The 15680-nt window shown below is 61.9% G+C and carries 16 protein-coding genes; 9 read left to right on the top strand and 7 right to left on the bottom strand.

Going from position 1 to position 15680, the window contains the following annotated elements; genetic code table 11:
* Positions 1 to 69 precede the first annotated feature (69 nt).
* The 4 genes from ACIQTW_RS14665 (at position 70) to ACIQTW_RS14650 (ending at position 2639) form a co-directional block, all read left to right on the top strand.
* A complete protein-coding gene (locus ACIQTW_RS14665; RefSeq protein WP_402938063.1) occupies positions 70 to 492 on the top strand; it encodes an Hsp20/alpha crystallin family protein in 423 nt (140 codons plus the stop codon).
* A gap of 226 nt (positions 493 to 718) precedes the next feature.
* Positions 719 to 1135, top strand: a complete 417-nt coding sequence (locus tag ACIQTW_RS14660) for a J domain-containing protein (RefSeq protein WP_402938060.1) — start codon at positions 719 to 721, stop codon at positions 1133 to 1135.
* The gene (locus ACIQTW_RS14655) at positions 1132 to 1509 is read left to right on the top strand and encodes a hypothetical protein (RefSeq protein ID WP_402938057.1); all 378 of its coding nucleotides are present in this window, start codon (positions 1132 to 1134) and stop codon (positions 1507 to 1509) included. Before ACIQTW_RS14660 ends, ACIQTW_RS14655 begins: the two co-directional genes overlap by 4 nt.
* A gap of 92 nt (positions 1510 to 1601) precedes the next feature.
* Complete coding sequence (locus ACIQTW_RS14650; RefSeq protein ID WP_402938055.1) at positions 1602 to 2639, top strand: VOC family protein; 1038 nt, start codon at positions 1602 to 1604, stop codon at positions 2637 to 2639.
* A gap of 70 nt (positions 2640 to 2709) precedes the next feature.
* Here the strand turns inward: ACIQTW_RS14650 and ACIQTW_RS14645 are convergent, their stop codons facing one another.
* From ACIQTW_RS14645 to ACIQTW_RS14635, 3 genes are read right to left on the bottom strand one after another with little or no spacing between them, the layout of a single operon-like run.
* The gene (locus tag ACIQTW_RS14645; protein WP_402938052.1) at positions 2710 to 3216 is read right to left on the bottom strand and encodes a nucleoside deaminase; all 507 of its coding nucleotides are present in this window, start codon (positions 3214 to 3216) and stop codon (positions 2710 to 2712) included.
* A 27-nt stretch (positions 3217 to 3243) separates the two neighbouring features.
* The gene (locus ACIQTW_RS14640; protein WP_402938050.1) at positions 3244 to 4611 is read right to left on the bottom strand and encodes an amidohydrolase family protein; all 1368 of its coding nucleotides are present in this window, start codon (positions 4609 to 4611) and stop codon (positions 3244 to 3246) included.
* 56 nt (positions 4612 to 4667) lie between these two features.
* Positions 4668 to 6095, bottom strand: a complete 1428-nt coding sequence (locus ACIQTW_RS14635; RefSeq protein WP_402938047.1) for a nucleobase:cation symporter-2 family protein — start codon at positions 6093 to 6095, stop codon at positions 4668 to 4670.
* Between the two features lie 174 nt (positions 6096 to 6269).
* On the opposite strand from ACIQTW_RS14635, the gene ACIQTW_RS14630 reads away from it, so the two are divergent.
* Positions 6270 to 7175, top strand: coding sequence for a LysR family transcriptional regulator (locus ACIQTW_RS14630; protein WP_402938044.1), 906 nt, complete (start codon positions 6270 to 6272; stop codon positions 7173 to 7175).
* A 363-nt stretch (positions 7176 to 7538) separates the two neighbouring features.
* Positions 7539 to 8870: a DUF6350 family protein gene (locus ACIQTW_RS14625; protein ID WP_178997746.1), complete on the top strand. Its 1332-nt coding sequence runs from the start codon at positions 7539 to 7541 to the stop codon at positions 8868 to 8870.
* Positions 8871 to 8894: 24 nt separating this feature from the next.
* Here the strand turns inward: ACIQTW_RS14625 and ACIQTW_RS14620 are convergent, their stop codons facing one another.
* A complete protein-coding gene (locus ACIQTW_RS14620) occupies positions 8895 to 9344 on the bottom strand; it encodes a hypothetical protein (RefSeq protein WP_402938040.1) in 450 nt (149 codons plus the stop codon).
* A gap of 11 nt (positions 9345 to 9355) precedes the next feature.
* Between ACIQTW_RS14620 and purN the strand changes: the two genes are divergently transcribed.
* Both purN and ACIQTW_RS14610 read left to right on the top strand, forming a co-directional pair.
* A complete protein-coding gene (gene purN / locus ACIQTW_RS14615) occupies positions 9356 to 9937 on the top strand; it encodes a phosphoribosylglycinamide formyltransferase (protein WP_402938037.1) in 582 nt (193 codons plus the stop codon).
* Positions 9938 to 10057: 120 nt separating this feature from the next.
* Complete coding sequence (locus tag ACIQTW_RS14610; RefSeq protein ID WP_402938034.1) at positions 10058 to 10993, top strand: hypothetical protein; 936 nt, start codon at positions 10058 to 10060, stop codon at positions 10991 to 10993.
* A gap of 57 nt (positions 10994 to 11050) precedes the next feature.
* On the opposite strand, the gene ACIQTW_RS14605 is transcribed toward ACIQTW_RS14610, so the two are convergent.
* Genes ACIQTW_RS14605 through ACIQTW_RS14595 form a run of 3 tightly spaced genes read right to left on the bottom strand, consistent with a single transcriptional unit; the run spans position 11051 to position 14327 of the window.
* A complete protein-coding gene (locus ACIQTW_RS14605) occupies positions 11051 to 12403 on the bottom strand; it encodes an MFS transporter (protein WP_402938031.1) in 1353 nt (450 codons plus the stop codon).
* 51 nt (positions 12404 to 12454) lie between these two features.
* A complete protein-coding gene (gene murQ / locus ACIQTW_RS14600) occupies positions 12455 to 13405 on the bottom strand; it encodes an N-acetylmuramic acid 6-phosphate etherase (RefSeq protein ID WP_402938029.1) in 951 nt (316 codons plus the stop codon).
* Positions 13380 to 14327: an N-acetylglucosamine kinase gene (locus tag ACIQTW_RS14595; protein WP_402938027.1), complete on the bottom strand. Its 948-nt coding sequence runs from the start codon at positions 14325 to 14327 to the stop codon at positions 13380 to 13382. The genes murQ and ACIQTW_RS14595 overlap by 26 nt, the downstream gene beginning before the upstream one ends.
* Positions 14328 to 14563: 236 nt before the next feature.
* On the opposite strand from ACIQTW_RS14595, the gene ACIQTW_RS14590 reads away from it, so the two are divergent.
* Positions 14564 to 15493 carry an endonuclease domain-containing protein gene (locus tag ACIQTW_RS14590; RefSeq protein WP_402938025.1) on the top strand — a complete coding sequence of 310 codons (930 nt, stop codon included), beginning with the start codon at positions 14564 to 14566 and terminating at the stop codon, positions 15491 to 15493.
* The last annotated feature ends 187 nt before the right edge of the window (positions 15494 to 15680 follow it).

The following is a 15680-nucleotide window of genomic DNA, read 5'->3' as shown; positions in this document are numbered from 1 at the left end:
TCAAGCAGGACTGAGCAGGTTGGTACCAACAACAGAATCAGCATCAAGATCCAAAGGAGTGAGAACCACATGCTGATGCGCACTGACCCGTTCCGCGAATTCGACAGGCTCGCCCAACAGGTTTTTGGCACAACAGCTCGCCCGGCCGGAATGCCGATGGATGCATGGCAGGAGGACGGACAATTCGTTGTTGCCTTCGATCTGCCTGGTGTAAGCCCTGATTCAGTTGAACTGGACGTCGAACGGAACGTCCTCACGGTAAAGGCAGAACGTAAGTCGCCCGCGGGCGAGAACACCGAGATGATCGCCGCCGAGCGCCCACAGGGCGTCTTCAGCCGCCAGCTCATCCTCGGCGACACCCTGGACACCGACGGCGTCCAGGCAAATTACGACGCCGGAGTGCTCACACTCCGCATCCCCGTCGCCGAGAAGGCAAAGCCGCGGCGCATTGAGATTCAGTCCAGTGGGCAGAGGCAGGAAATTAACGCCTAATCCCGTTCGCCCTGCCGGAAGGCCCACCTGGGGGTGGCCAACCGGCAGAGCGCCGGCCGGGAACAACGGAGGCGGCCGCATCGGAATAGTTGGGCGCAGGCTTCGCGCCACGTCACAGCGTTTTTTAGCGCACATGAAAGCGACCCCCGCCCGTCGTCTCCCGATTGATGGCCCCCGGCTCAGCCGGGGGCCATCTCCAAATCCGCAGCAGGAACCGGAACCAGCAGTGAGCACGCAACCTGACCACTACGCCACACTTCACGTGTCGCCGGACGCGACGACCCGTGAGATCAGCCGCGCCTACCGCACGCTGCTTCGAACCCACCACCCGGATACCCGCCAAAGGGTCGACGACGGCGACACAACCTCCGCGGCCGACCTTCAGGAACTGCACGCCATCATGCAGGCGTACGTTGTTTTGTCGGACCCAGGGAAGCGGGCGGCATACGATCGTGCGCGGCTGAGTCCTGATGGGGCAGGCGGTTCGGGCGGAACGCCTGTGAAGGTCCGATTCCATCGGCGCGAAACTATCCCGGGCCGAGACTCTGCGGGCCGCGACCGGTACCAGTCGCCGCTCGCGTTTGGGCCACCCCGTTGGGAACCTCCATCCCGCAATATGAGATCACCGAGGAGTAATCCATGAGTGCTTGGCGTCCATACGACGGTCACATCATTCCAGCGTTCTACGAGCGGTTCGAGAAACGATGGGGGAGAGGGACGGCCCCGTTCCTGGACCCTGAAGTCCACGAACAACCCTTGCCGCGTGCTCAGTGGATCAACCCGGACACCGGTGCTGCGGTCGCCGTCGTACCCATCTGGACCGACGACCCTGAGCACCGCTCCTTCGGCGTCTTCTACTTGCCGCCGGCCGGGGATATCTGGATGCTCCGCCCAGGACCAACGACGTTCCTGGAACCGAGCGGGGGTGCCAGCAAGGAGCAAGTGACACTTCGCAACGACGCGTTCAAGAAGGCAGTCAACCACGCCAAGGAGTTCATCTACGGGCCCCAACTTTGAATGGCGTCTCGGCGTGAGCGCATTGCGGACGCGTCCTGACCTCAACCAGTCGTAGCCTGAAACCACGGAACCCCGACCCAGAGGACACGTCCATGACTGCGGCAGGCCCGAGCATCAGCACAGTTCCCACCGGTTACTCCACCGTCAGCCCCTGGCTGATCACCCGCGACACCAACACCCTTTTCGAATTCATCACGGACGCGTTCGGTGCAAAGGAGATCGATCGCGTTGTCGGTGAGGATGGCAGCATCGGACACGCGGAGGCGCGGATCGGCGACTCAGTAGTCCTCGCTTTCGACAGCCGACCGCATTGGCCAGCGACGCCGTCGTACCTCCGCCTCTACACGCACGACGCCGATGCCGCCTTCCACGCCGCCCTCGCCGCGGGGGCTACCACGGTTTCGGTCCTCGACAACAGTGCCTGGGGTGATCGGGGCGCCCGCGTCCAAGACCCGCTGGGAAATGTCTGGTGGATTATGTCCCATATGGAAGACGTTTCCGACGACGAAGCCGTGAGCCGATGGGAAGCCCCCGAGTACGCGGCCGGCATGAGTTACGCCATTGAGTCGCTTCATCGGCACATGACCGGTCAGCCGGACGCGCTGGTCCCGGACGAGGTCAAAGCGATGGCACCGATGGTTCGCGCCGAGGGAGTAAGTGCCGTCCCGGCAGGGTACCGGTCCGTGGAGCCTTGGATCATTTCCCGCAGCACTCCAGAGCTCCTTGAATTCATCACGGCCGCTTTCGGCGCCCAGGAAGCGTTCCGCGTGCCCATGGAGGACGGCTCCATCGGACATGCGGAAGCGAAGATCGGCGACTCAAACATCCTCGCCTTTGACTCGCGTCCCGACTGGCCTCCCACTCCGGCTTTCCTCCGTGTGTACGTCGACGACGGCGACGCCACCTTCGCTGCTGCACTCGCCGCCGGTGCCACAGCGGTCACCAACATGACGGAGATGTTCTGGGGCGAAGAAGTGGGCCGGGTTCGAGACCCGTCGGGGAATCTCTGGTGGATCCATTGCCGGGTGGCTGAGCTCTCTGAGGAGGAAGCGTACTCGCGGATGAGCGATCCGAAGTTCGTGAAGGCCATGGAATATGTATCGGGCGTGGACTTCTTCGCGAGGGGTTAGCTCTCGGCAGTAAGAACAGAGCTAACCCCTCAGTGACTCCACAGATATCTCGCGGAGGTCTGCCCGGAACTTATTGCCAGAAACCTCTGTGAGGGGCGGCGGCCTCGTCCTCCAGGAGCGGACCCACCACGGAGATTTGGCGCTGACCACGACTAAAGACTTCTCGGCAGGGCAGGGCAAGCGTGGGGTTTTCGGGATTGTCTCCTGTTATAGCAAGCAGTGATTCCTCGCTGAGGCCGTAGACAACTCGCCCGATCCCCGTCCAGTAGACAGCGCCGGCGCACATGGCACAGGGTTCTGCGCTCGAGTAGAGCGTTGATTTGGAGAGCTGTTCTGGGCTGAGTCGCCGGAAAGCCTCCGCCGCAGCCCTGAGTTCGGCGTGCTGGGTGGGGTCGCCTTCCGGCGGCATGGAGTTGTTTCCTTTCGAGCTGACCACCGTGCCATGCTCGTCGACCACCACGGCGCCGAAGGGATGTCGTCCGTCAGCTTTAACCTGGTGGGAAAGGCTGATGGCCAAGCGAAGGAAGTCCAAATCCTGTCCCGCGATGGCCAGGCCAGCATTCTCTGTGCTTGTCACTTCGAATCTCTTTCTATCGATAGTGGGTTAGACGAAGAGGCCGTGAGGCTCGCCAATGCGGTCAAGATACTCTCTGCGCCTCGCGAATAGCCCGGGCACGGTCGATGCAGCACGGTCAATGATTTCGCTGAGGTCAGCGTTGCACAAGCGGCCATCGCGAACCACAACGTCACCCGCCACTACCGTGGTGCTGACGTCGCTGCCGCGGACTGCATGGACCAGGTTGTGATGGACGTTGGCGTACGGCCCCTCGGTGATGAATGGCGTGGTTCGGGGGGTACCAGTCCGCACCGCAATGAAGTCAGCTTGTTTGCCCGATTCGAGCGAGCCGATCCGGTCGGCCTGCCCAATTGCCCGCGCACCACCCAGGGTGGCCATTTCCAGAACGGTCCAAGAGTCCATAGCGGCGGCATCCATGGCGCGCAGTTTGCCCAAGAGCGACGTCACTTTCATCTCCTCGAACATGTCCAGATTGTTGTTTTCCTTCTCCCCGTCCGTACCAATGCCAACGTTGACCCCGGCCGCGAGCATCTCGGCTACCGGTGCCATCCCGCTCGCCAATTTCATGTTGCTGACGGGGTTATGGGAGACACCTACGCCTCTGTCTGCAATCAGATTTACTTCCTCGTTATCGAGCCAGACAGCGTGAGCGATCATGGTTCGCGGAACGTCGAAGAACCCGAGTTTTTCCAAGGCCATCATGGGGCGTAAGCCAAACTCGTTGTGCCATTGCTGCAATTCCACTTGTGACTCGGAGCAGTGCATGTATATGCCGGTGTCGTATTCCCGGGCAAGATGCATGGCACGAGAGCGGCCCTCCGAATCTGCGTAGAACAGGTGTTCAAGTCCGACCCAGGGCGTAATTCTTCCGCCGGCACCGCCGGACCACTCGCGCAGCATGCGCTCGTTGTCGTCCAAGGTATCGAAGTAGTTGTGATCTGGATGAGCGCCCACGTAGTTCACACTGACCAAACGGTTGCCCAGTGCGGATGCGGCGCGAGCGCTGCCATCCATGTATCGCCACATATCAATAACGGTGGTGGTCCCGGAAAGAAGCCCTTCGGCGTAACACAGCCAGGCAGCGGCTTCAGCCTCGTCAGGCCGGAGCACTCGATGCATGGGGTCGATGTGTAGCCGCAACCATTCCCAGACGGGAAGATGCTCAGCTGTGCCCCGCAGAACGCCTGAGTGATGGTGGGAGTTTACAAGGCCTGGCATCAGTACGTGGCCGGTCAGGTCAACAACTTCAGCCTCCGGGGTGGCGGCCATGAGGTCGAGGGCAGGGCCCACGCTGTGTATGTTTTGGCCTCGAACAGCAATCGCACCTGCAGGGATGACTTCGCGGCCCGCGTTCATCGTCAGAACGACGTCAGCAGTGTAGATGGTGGTCTTCATGGCTTTCTCCAATTTCTTATCAGTGGGTTTTAGCAAGGCAATGCGTGAAGGCAGCGCTAGTGAGGATGTGTGTCACGGCCAGGGGCGCCGGTCCCATCGAGTTTTGCAACCTCTTCTTCGTCCACTGCTAAGTGCTCGGCGCCCTTGGCAGCGACGGATGGGTTGCGTGGCGTTCCGATTTTGATGTGGTTGAAAAGAATGTTGAGGGCGATCGCGAGGATCGCGGCCGAACTAATGCCAGAGCCAAAGATGATGGCAAACCAGCCCGGGAACTGGTCGTAGAACGCAGGTGAGACGATGGGGATCATGCCAAATCCGATGGATGCTGCCACCACGATGAAGTTCACGGAATTGGAGTAGTCCACCTTTCCGAGCGTCCTGATACCCGCTGCAACGATGGTGCCAAAGAGCACCACAGCGGCTCCGCCGATCACGGGCGTCGGGACCGCGGCCACAACTCGGCCCAGCACGGGCAGGAGACCTAGGATCACCAGAAGGCCCCCGCTGGCGGCAACTGCGTACCTGGACTTGATCCCCGTGATGGCGACGAGTCCAACGTTCTGGGCAAAAGCCGTCTGCGTAAACGAGCCGAAGATCGGCGAAATTACGGACGAGGCCATGTCTGCCCGCAAGCCGTCGGCGATGCGCTTGCGGTCTATTTTCGTGTCAACGATCTGACCCACAGCGAGGATGTCTGCGGTGGTTTCCGTCAGGGTGACCAACACGACAATGAGCATCGCTACGATGCCTGCAATTTCGAAAACGGGCGCACCGAAAGCGAATGGCATGGGAAAGGCGAATGCCGGTCCTTCGCCGACGCCGGAGAAGTCAGTCTTACCCAGAATCAACGCGACTATGGTGCCGAGAACCATCGCCAGGAGTATGGATAGGCGCGAGATGATGCCCGCTCCGGCTTTGGATAGCAGCAACACAACGAGGAGCGTGAACCCGGCAAGCCCGATGTTGTCCACGGACCCGTAGTCGGTGCTTTCTGAATTGCCACCCATTGCCCAGTTAGCCGCGACAGGCATGAGAGTGAGGCCAATTGTGGTGATCACTGTGCCTGTGACCACAGGTGGGAAGAAGCGGACAACTTGCGCGAAGAATGGAGCCACCACTAGACCGATCGCGGAAGCAACAATGACAGCTCCGAATATTTCGGGAAGCCCACCGCCTCCGTTGATGATCGCGATCATGGTCGCCACTCCGGCAAACGATACCCCTTGGACGAGCGGCAGTTGGGAGCCGAAGAAAGGAATCCCTAGCGATTGAATGAGCGTGGCGATGCCGCCCATGAGCAGGGAAGCCGTAATGAGGGAGCCGCTCTCAGCTGGGGAAAGACCGGCGGCACCTGCTATCACCAAAGGTGTGGCGATGAGGCTGCCATACATTGTGAGCATGTGTTGCAGGCCGTAGAGAAGAGTTCGTCCGAAACTGAGTTTTTCGTCCTCCGGACGGCGGTTGGGGATTGCCTTTGACAACATTGAAACTCCTTCAATGGGAGTGCATGGAGCTGAAGTGCGGGGGTGTTTGGGGGGATATCTAACGTGCAACGCCGTGGCCACCGGATGTGGGCTGCGTCATACTGGGGAGCGTAGTTGCGATATTCCCGATGAACCAAGCTGGTTATCATCGGTTTTCCCGATAGAAGAGGTTTCGTGAATATCTCCTTGGACCGACTGGAAGCGTTCGTCACTGTCTGCGAGGCGGGATCATTTTCTGCCGCCGCACGCCGACTCGGCAGATCACAGTCATCCCTGTCGGGAGCAATAGCCCAACTGGAGATCGAGATCGGGGTGGAACTCTTCGATCGCTCCACCCGCATCCCAACCATCACAGAAGCGGGACAGCGCTTGGTCTTGGATGCCAGCACCGTGATTGAACGGGCTCGAGCATTCGAACTTCAAGCGGACGCCTTCGCCTCCGGAACTGCCCACACGATGACAATCAGTGTCAACATTCCGCTCAGGATGATTTCGGAACCGTTGCAGGAGTTCGGCGCACGATTCCCAAACGTCAACCTGGTGGTGCAGAACCCCGCTGACCAACGCCCGATCAGTGACTATGTTCTTTCCGGCTCCACAGCCATGGGTGTGTGCTTTACGCTGCCCAACTACCAAAGGTCACTGGCCTTTCGGCGCCTAGGCAACCTGATCTTGGTGCATGTAGCCCACAAGGACCACCCGTTGGCAAAACGCGATCTGGTGAAATTTGAAGATTTGCGGGAGCATAGACGCTTGGTTTACGCCGATCAGGCCAATGTCCATCCAACTGGGGAGTACCTGCGAAATGCGCAAATTTGGCAGATATTCGATTACGGCCCACTGGTGGAACTCACACGTGCCGGCCTGGGATGGGGAACCGTTCCGAGACAATTCATCCTTCAAGAGCTGGCCAGAGGGGAACTGGTAGAACTCCGCCTGGAGGCATATCAGCACACTGACTGGCTGGTTGGTGTGGACCTGCTCTATTCCCTGGAGCACAGGCCGACGGAACCGGAGTTGTGGCTGCGCAACCGCTTGGCCTCTCACGTTGTGTCGGAGATACCTACCCCATGCATCTAACGCTTCGAACCGGCATGCCAGGGAATGGAGCGCCTCGACGCGGGTGGCGGGGACAACCCAAAAAGAAGGCTGGTGCAGCCTTTGGAAAGAATCCTAAGGCGGCTGCACCAGCTGCTAGTACGACTTTCTGTTATGAGTTGTGACACCTATTCATTGGCCGCTCCTAGTTCCCGGCTTCGATTGTTTCCGGGCCTTTCAAAATCCTGTGCAGGGCGGGGCGAAGCTGAGGTGGTCGTTGAGGGCTCCGTCCCCGGGAGAACACCTCCCATTTTACGGCTGCCCATGGGAAAAAGCGCTGGAATTCGCTGTATTTCAGGGGTGCCTGCCGGGGGAGCGGTGCCTGCCGTGGCACGATAGATCACGATGAAACTGCGCGCTGATCAGACCGGAAACCGTGGCCTCCCGATGCCCCTTTGGCTGCAGGGTGGTTTGGAAGCGGCTCAGGCAGCGTTCATTTCAGCCATTGTCGTGATTCTTCCCCTGGTGGGAGTGTGGGCTACCGACGGATTCCAGAACCGGAACGTGGACGCCTTGGCGCGCCTCGCCGGCCAAGCCTGGCTGCTGATCCACGGGGTCCCGTTGGAGTTGGCGCACGTCAACCTCGGAACCGCGGCCCAACCCGGCTCAGGTTTACTGTCCCTCATCCCGTTGGGCCTGACACTCATTCCGTTCCTGCTCGCTTGGCGTGCGGGCCGTCGGCTAGCCCGGGCGTCGTACACCGACCAACTGTGGCAGGCGTTCCTTGGCGCGTTCGTGGTGTACGCGGCATTCGGGACGGCCACGGGATTCGTCTGCCGCACCCCCGAAGTTGTCATCAACCTGTGGTTCGCCATGACCATCCCGCTGATCTCGTTCGGCCTCGGCATGATCGTGGGCGCCCGACGCGAAGCGGGCTCATGGAGCCGCCTGATCGGCGTCGACGCCGTCGCCTGGCTCGCGAAAACCAGTCAGCATTCCCGCTGGGCCGGCTCATATGTGGGCTCGGCGTTGAAGGCAGGCTTCGTAGCGGCGATGGCTTCCGTTTGTTTGGCCGCGCTGTTGCTGGCTGTGACCATCGTGTGGCATTGGACGGACATCATTGCCGTCTACGAAGGTCTGCAGGCGGGCGCCATGGGTGGTGCCGTGCTCACCATCGCGCAGCTCGGCTTCCTGCCAAACCTCGTCATTTTCGCCCTGTCCTGGTCCACCGGCGCAGGCTTCTCACTCGGCGTCGGTTCAACAGCGGGTCCGCTGGGTACCGCCGTCGGACCGCTTCCGGCCGTCCCGGTCCTTGGGGCACTTCCCGCAGGACAGCTCGACGCCGGTGCCATGGCTTTGGCGCTTCCCGTGGTCGCCGGCATCCTGGCGGGTTGGTGGTTCCTGCGTGAAGGCGAGAACCATTTCGACGAGTGGCTCTCCATCAAGATCAAAGCCCGCTGGTTCACGGCTACCGCCTCCACCCTGTTCCTGGGCGCGTTCATAGGCATCGTTGCAGGGCTTCTCGGCGGGGCCTTGGCGTGGATCGCGCGAGGTTCAGCAGGAATTGGACGGCTCACGGAAATCGGACCCCACCCGATGTGGACGGCAGTCTGGCTGGCCGCCGAAGTGGGCATCGGCGTCGTAATTGGCTATGCCGTGGGGCCGTGGCTGGAACGCCGCCAAAAGCTGCGCGAGGCCAACCTCGACGAAGTAGCGTACGACGACGAACACGCCTGAGCGGGTTCGTTCAGCAACTTGGGGCTAGCGCAGCGGCCCCGGCATCGAATCCTCGAGCTGCGTCAGGCACTGTGTCTTGGCGGATTCCGTCAACGCTCCGCGTGAGCAGTCCTGGTACGTGCTGACCTGGTTGAAGAAGAGTACGGATGTCAGGATCAGCAAGCACATGACCGCCGTGACAACCAGGCCCGAAATGGTCCCGAACAGCATCAGTTTTGGGTGCTTGTGCTTCAGCGTCCGCACCAGTACGACGATGCCCAACACCAAAGCTGCGAGCGTGAGGATGGCGCTCAACCACACGTAGTTCACGTTCAGGGAGAACACGAAGAACGCACCCAAAGCCGCCAAAAGGAAGGCACGGAAGAGGTTCTGGCTCACGCCGAGGGCGGACTTTTCGGCCTCGGAGCGGGGTTGTTGGCTCGGCTTGGGACCGACGTCGGGATTCATGTTTTCCAGCCTACGCGAGCCGCCCATAAGCTAGTGCAATGCGCATTGTTGTCCTTGTCTCCGGTACCGGTTCAAATCTTCAGGCTGTCATCGACGCCGTGAAGTCGGGTGAACTGGATGTCGAGATCGCGGCTGTGGGCGCCGACCGGCCCGATACGTACGGCGTAGAGCGTTCCGACGAGGCTGGCATCGAGACGTTCGTGGTCAACTTCAACTCGTTCGAAACCCGCTCCGAATGGGATTCCGCCTTGCGCGACAAAGTCCTGTCCTACAAGCCGGATGTGGTGGTTTCCTCCGGTTTCATGCGGATCGTGAGCGCCGACTTCATCGACGCTTTCGGCGGCAAGTACGTCAACACACACCCCGCGCTGCTGCCGTCCTTCCCGGGCGCTCACGGAGTGCGCGACGCCATCGCGTACGGCGTAAAAGTCACGGGCTGCACAGTCCATTGGGCCGACGCTGGCGTGGACACCGGCCCCATCATCGCGCAGGAAGCCGTTGCAATCCTCCCCGAGGACTCCGAAGAATCCCTGCACGAGCGCATCAAGGTAGTGGAGCGCCGCCTGCTGGTCCAGACCCTGGCCGACCTCGCCGCCGCCCCCACCCCCTTACCCAACTAAGTAACAGCAAGCGTCGCAATGAGCCCTGATTAGAACGTCTGCTGTTACCTAGTTGAGTGGCAGGGGCGAAGGGCTGTGGATAACTCCCCAAGTCCTCGGCGCATTTGTCAGCATGGGCTGATGAAGACTTCGCGGCCGCTCCCGGCAGACCTCACTTCGAAACCATTTACAAGGCAGGAAGCGCTCGACGCCGGAGTGTCAGTTGGACGCCTGCGTTACCGGGATCTGGACTCACCAAGCCGTCAGATATACATACCCGGCTCCCTTGACGAGCTGCCATTGACCGATCGCGCCAGACCCCTGACGTTGGTCACGCCGTTCTCCGCGGCTTCGCATGCCACGGCATTCCTTCTTTGGGGGTTTCCCGGTTTCCTCCCGCGCAGCCATGAGCCTGGTATTCACATTTCCCGCCCTGACACCGTCGGGATCCCTCGCCGCCGGGGCGTGATCGGGCATAGGGGACAGTTCTTCGAGGATGAAATCACCACGTTTAATGGCCTGCTTATCACCAGCCGTGCCCGGACGTGGCTGGATTGCGCGCGGAAGATGGATATCGACGAGATCACGGTTGTGGCCGATCATTTGCTGCGTATACCGAGGCCGGAATTCGAAGGACGCAGTGAGCCACACTGCACTATGGATGAGCTGGAGGAGATGCTGGACAGACACTGGGGGACACCGGGTATTCGGAAGGCCCGCCTCGCTTTGGAGCAAGCCTGCGTGGGGGCCGACTCTGCCCCCGAAACGCGACTGAGGCTGGCGCTTGAGCGGGCTGGGCTTCCCGCCCCGGAAGTAAACGTGCGCACAGAACTAGGTCCCCGCGTCGTGCGCCAACCGGACCTGGCCTATCGCGAGCGGCGGGTCGCCGTCGAATATGAAGGTGAGGGCCACTCGGATCCGGAGCAGATCGTGAGGGACATTGCCCGTGAGGAGGACTTCAGCCGTGCCGGATGGATCCTTGTGCGAATCTCCAAGCGCCACATGTCTACGGGCGCGACGACCGCTGTGGCCAAGGTCCGGAGGGCGCTGGAGCAGCATGGGTGGGCTCCCAACTAGGTAACAGCAAACGTCCCACTGAGCGCTCAATGGGACGTTTGCTGTTACCTAGTTGGGCTACTCGAGGACGCGCTGCTTTGTCTCCGGAGCGAAGAACGCCATCCACAGCACGGACAGCAGCACCAGGCCGCCAGCCATCGCGAACGACTGCGCCAACCCGAACTCCGGCCAGAAGAATGAGGCAAACACCAAAGGGCCGAACCCTGCGCCGATACGGGAGAACGTCGATGCCCAGCCGAAGCCCGAACCGCGAAGCTCTGTGGGGTACAGCTCGGAAACATACGCATAGAGCACAGGAATGGCCACCTGAACCACGAAGCCGAACACCAGCAGCCAGAACACAGCAGCCGAGGGCACATCCACCACAATCGCCACGATCACCAGGGTCAACGCAGACAGCGGGCCGGTCACGGCGAGTATCCACTTGCGGCCCACTCGCTCCACGAGCAGCGCTGCAACAATGACACCCAAGAGTCCGACGGCGGCCATGCTCGCCGTGGTGACGAACGCCTTGTACTCCTCGAATCCGGCGCCGATGAGAATCCGGGGCATCCACGTCAGCGACAAGTAATAGACCAACAGGATGCTGAAGAACAGGGCCCAAGCCGCCGTCGTGATTTTCCAGTTGAACTCCCAAATCCGCCGGAGCTGCGTCCACGCGCTGCCGGGGGAGAGACGCGGCGCGGCCTGGGGTTCGGGCAGGCTGTAAGCGCGCGGCTCTGCACCGGTTGCTTCAACCAAACCGTCAATCACCGCAGCCGCCTCAGCACGTCGGCCCGCCCGAATCAGGAACAACGGCGACTCGGGAACCGAACGCCGAACCCAGAAAACGAGCAGCGCGGGCAGCACCATGATCAGCATGGTGAGCCGCCAGTCGCCAAAGGCCGCAACCAGCCCCGCCGAGACGAAACCGCAGAGCGCAGCGCCGATCGGCCACCAACCATCCATGGCCGTGAGCACCTTGCCCCTTTGCTTCTTGGGCGTGAACTCACCCACCAGGGCATAGTCCACAGGGATGCAGCCGCCCAAGCCGAAGCCGGCCATGAAGCGGAAGATGCAGAACCACACGATGTCAGGGGAGAACGCACCCAGAACTGTGAAGATGCTGAAAATGAGGAGGGTGGCAGTGAACGCCTTTTTACGGCCGATGGTGTCCGCGATGGTGCCCCACGCGAACGCACCCACAGCCATGCCGATCAAGTTCGCAGTGCCGATCCACGCGGCGTCAGCCGCTTGCAGCGACCAGTGCTTGGACAGCAGCGGAATCAGGATGCCGTTGAGCGTGACATCCCAGGCGTCGAACATGAACCCGAGCCCGCCGATCAGGAAAATCCGTCCTTGGACCTTCCACCGCCATGGCAGTTCCTGCACAACTTGTTCGCCGCTGGGCACGGCCGTGTATGTATTCATTTGCCCTCCTGCATGCAACTTTATGCGCTTGGGCTAACCCCGCCGACCGCGTTACTTCTGGTTCTCGATGGCCCTCCGCAGGAAACCGCCGGCTTCTTCCAAGGCACCCTTGGCCTGACCAGCCTCGATGCCGGTAAGGAGGACCAAAATGGCTGCCTTCACTGAACCGCCAACGGAGTCCAGCGCTGCGGCGGCTTCGTGCGCGTCCACGCCGGTTGCGTGCTGGACCGTCCGTTGCGAGCGGGCCAGCAGCTTCTCGTTCGTGGCCCGCAGATCCACCATGAGGTTCCCGTAGGTCTTGCCGAGCTTCACCATCACCAACGTGCTGATCATGTTGAGGACAAGTTTCTGGGCCGTGCCCGAGTTCAGCCTGGTGGAGCCCGCGATGAACTCCGGACCCACAACAACCTCGATCGCGACATCCGCCAGGTGGCTCACGGCCGAGCCCTTGTTACAGGCCAGCGACGCCGTAAACGCGCCCCGCTTCCGGGCCTCCTCAAGAGCGCCGATCACGTAGGGCGTCCGGCCCGAGGCCGTAATACCCACGACGGCGTCGGCTTCGGTCACGTTGATGTCGTGAAGGTCGCGCGCGCCGGCAGTCGCGTTGTCCTCGGCGTACTCAACGGGTTTCTGGATTGCCTGCACTCCGCCGGCAATAAGTCCGACGACGAGTCCCGGCGGGGTGCCGAACGTTGGCGGGCACTCGCTTGCATCGAGCACGCCCAGCCGCCCGGCCGTCCCGGCTCCCACATACAAAAGGCGGCCACCGCGCTGGAGTCGCTCCGCAACGGCGTCGACGGTTTGAACAATGGCGGGACTCGCGGCCTCAACCGCAGCGTGTACTCCTGCACTGTGGGCAAGCATCGCCGCGACCAGTTCTTCAGTGCCCAGAATGTCCAGGTTTTCCAAGCCCTCGGCCGTGGCCTCGGTCGCCAATCCGGCGAGTTCCGTGCGCAGGCCCGCTAGTTTGTCGGCGTTAGTCGGGCCAGTTTGTTCCGTCACGGTGGATGTACCTTTCCTGGATGAGCCCGCGGCGCGTCGCAGCGAGGGCAGCGCCGTCCATTCCATCGCCGAGCGGTGCAACCACCTCAATCCCAGCCGAAGCGAGGGACTTCCGCAAGAGCGCAGCAAAGAAGTCCGACTCCACCACTCCGCCCAGCATCGCCACGCGGGGTGTGCTGCCGTTGTCGCCGCCGGCTGCGAGCCCCACGGTATGGGTCAGGATGCGGCACGCCTCGCTGATGATGCCATGTGCGACGGCGTCACCCGCCTCCGCTGCGTGCAGAACCAGCGGCGCGAAACGGGCCATCGCCCGGTAGGGGTTCTCGTTGGAGGCGAGCCACCCCGGAAGCATTTCCGGTGACTCCACCAGAGCGCCCGCCGCAGCTGACAACGACGTGGCCGGGCCGCCGTCGTGCGCTTCAAGAACTGCCTGAAGTCCCTGCTGCCCGATCCATCGTCCGCTGCCGCGGTCACCCAGGTAGGGTCCCCAGCCGTCGGCCCGGTGCAGGACGCCGGCTTCATCGAAGCGGAAGGCCACGGCACCCGTACCCACGATGAGCGTGGTGCCTGGGGCGCCTTGAAGTGCGCCGAGTTGGGCGGCCGTGGCGTCGGACAGGACTGCCGCAGGAACAGAGAACCTTTGGGACAACATGGTGGCGAGTTCCTGCGACTTTTCCGCGGATGCTTCGACGCCGGCTACAGCCGCTCCAACGCTGGTAATCCCAGCCAGGGGAAGCGTGGGAGGTAACAGGCTGATCGTCTCGAGGAGGAGCTCGAACGCGAGGGTGGGCCCGTTGTCCACGTGTACGCCGGGGAAGCCATGCTGGTCGGCGGCGCCCAGCAACTCCGTATCGCTGCGCAACTCAACGCGGCAACGGCTCTTCCCTACATCGGCAACAAGAACGACCTCGGTGGCTTCCATGGATCAACCCTATGTTGCGGGGCCTGTTCTGCGTGGCATCGGGTGTGTTTTGCGTGCAGAGTGGGCCTCGCAACTTCCGTGCCCCGAGTTGTGAGGCCTGTTTTGCAGGGTATTGGGTGTGTTTTGCGTGCAGAGTGGGCCTCGCAACGCCTGTGGAGGAACAGTTGCATCGCCCTCTAGGGGCCTAATCTGTGGATAACGCAACGCTGCTGGCAGTTTCCGGCAAGCATGGTCCAATGCGGAAACCCATTCCTTTGCCGGGGGAGATCGACCCGGAAGGCTTCCTTGTCAGAGACGCGTACGCGGCAGGCGTGCCACGGGGGAGGCTGCAATCGGCAGGCCTCGTCACACCCAGCCGAGGAATCCGGCTTGACCGGAGCGATAGCCCCAACGTGGCGCTACTTGCACGGCTGCACACGGCCATCACTCCCCGTTGTGCGGTCAGCCATGTGACCGCTGCGCTCCTCTGGTCGATCCCTCTTCCGATATATCTGGAGGAGGAGGGCAACAACGGCGTTATCCACGTGACGCGACGACACGAGATCGGTCGGGTCAAGCGGCGCGGTGTGATCGGGCATCGGGCTCCGCTGCTTGCCCGGGATGTTCGTGCAGTGAACGGTGTCCAACTGACGTCGCCGGAATGGACCTGGGTGGACCTTGCTCGGCATGTGGGGCGGTCTTCGCTCGTGGCGGCCGGCGACTTTCTGTTGGCTCGGGAGAATCCGCTGTCTTCGATCGAGGCAATCCAGGAAGTCATTGACCGGCGCCCAAAGGTCAAGGGAATCAGGATGGCCCGGGAGATACTGCCGTTGCTGCGCGTCGGGGTGGACTCACCCCAGGAATCCCGGCTGCGGTTGAAAATCGTCGACGCCGGGCTGCCGGAGCCAGCGGTCACGCAGCCCGTCTTCGACGAACACGGTAGGTACGTATCCACGCCGGATCTCCAGTACAAGGAGTACAAAATTGCCATGGAGTATGAGGGGGATCATCATCGATCCGACCCCGTGCAGTGGGGAAAGGACATCGAACGCGACGATCGTCTTCGCGCCTTGGGGTGGATCGTGCTGAAGTTCTCGGATGTTCAGATGAAAAGTGGATGGGCCAACGCCGAACGTAAGGTGCGCGAAGCGTTGGTGTCGCGCGGGTGGCGAGGGCCGGCGTCGTAGAGCGCGCGTCGGGTGGGGTGGGTTTATGGGGCCTGGTGTGCGGGGTTTGGGCTGGCTTTGGGTGCAGAGTGGGCCTCGCAACGGGCGGGGTGGGTTTGTGGGGCCTGGTGTGCGGGGTTTGGGGCTGGCTTTGGGTGCAGTGTGGGCCTCGCAACGGGCGGGGTGGGCTTGTGGGGCCTGGTGTGCA

It is taken from the genome of Paenarthrobacter sp. NPDC090517 (assembly GCF_044769165.1).
In the GTDB taxonomy this organism is placed as follows: Bacteria; Actinomycetota; Actinomycetes; order Actinomycetales; family Micrococcaceae; genus Arthrobacter.
This window is presented reverse-complemented; position numbering and strand designations above follow the sequence as displayed.

Bases quoted from the DNA above. Each gene is read 5' to 3' on its own strand.
- ACIQTW_RS14620 (WP_402938040.1), bottom strand. From the start codon at position 9,344: ATGGGCGGCTCGCGTAGGCTGGAAAACATGAATCCCGACGTCGGTCCC.
- purN (WP_402938037.1), top strand. From the start codon at position 9,356: ATGCGCATTGTTGTCCTTGTCTCCGGTACCGGTTCAAATCTTCAGGCT.
- ACIQTW_RS14605 (WP_402938031.1), bottom strand. From the start codon at position 12,403: ATGAATACATACACGGCCGTGCCCAGCGGCGAACAAGTTGTGCAGGAA.
- ACIQTW_RS14610 (WP_402938034.1), top strand. From the start codon at position 10,058: ATGAAGACTTCGCGGCCGCTCCCGGCAGACCTCACTTCGAAACCATTT.
- ACIQTW_RS14590 (WP_402938025.1), top strand. From the start codon at position 14,564: ATGCGGAAACCCATTCCTTTGCCGGGGGAGATCGACCCGGAAGGCTTC.
- ACIQTW_RS14665 (WP_402938063.1), top strand. From the start codon at position 70: ATGCTGATGCGCACTGACCCGTTCCGCGAATTCGACAGGCTCGCCCAA.
- ACIQTW_RS14635 (WP_402938047.1), bottom strand. From the start codon at position 6,095: ATGTTGTCAAAGGCAATCCCCAACCGCCGTCCGGAGGACGAAAAACTC.
- ACIQTW_RS14650 (WP_402938055.1), top strand. From the start codon at position 1,602: ATGACTGCGGCAGGCCCGAGCATCAGCACAGTTCCCACCGGTTACTCC.
- ACIQTW_RS14595 (WP_402938027.1), bottom strand. From the start codon at position 14,327: ATGGAAGCCACCGAGGTCGTTCTTGTTGCCGATGTAGGGAAGAGCCGT.
- ACIQTW_RS14625 (WP_178997746.1), top strand. From the start codon at position 7,539: ATGAAACTGCGCGCTGATCAGACCGGAAACCGTGGCCTCCCGATGCCC.
- ACIQTW_RS14640 (WP_402938050.1), bottom strand. From the start codon at position 4,611: ATGAAGACCACCATCTACACTGCTGACGTCGTTCTGACGATGAACGCG.
- ACIQTW_RS14655 (WP_402938057.1), top strand. From the start codon at position 1,132: ATGAGTGCTTGGCGTCCATACGACGGTCACATCATTCCAGCGTTCTAC.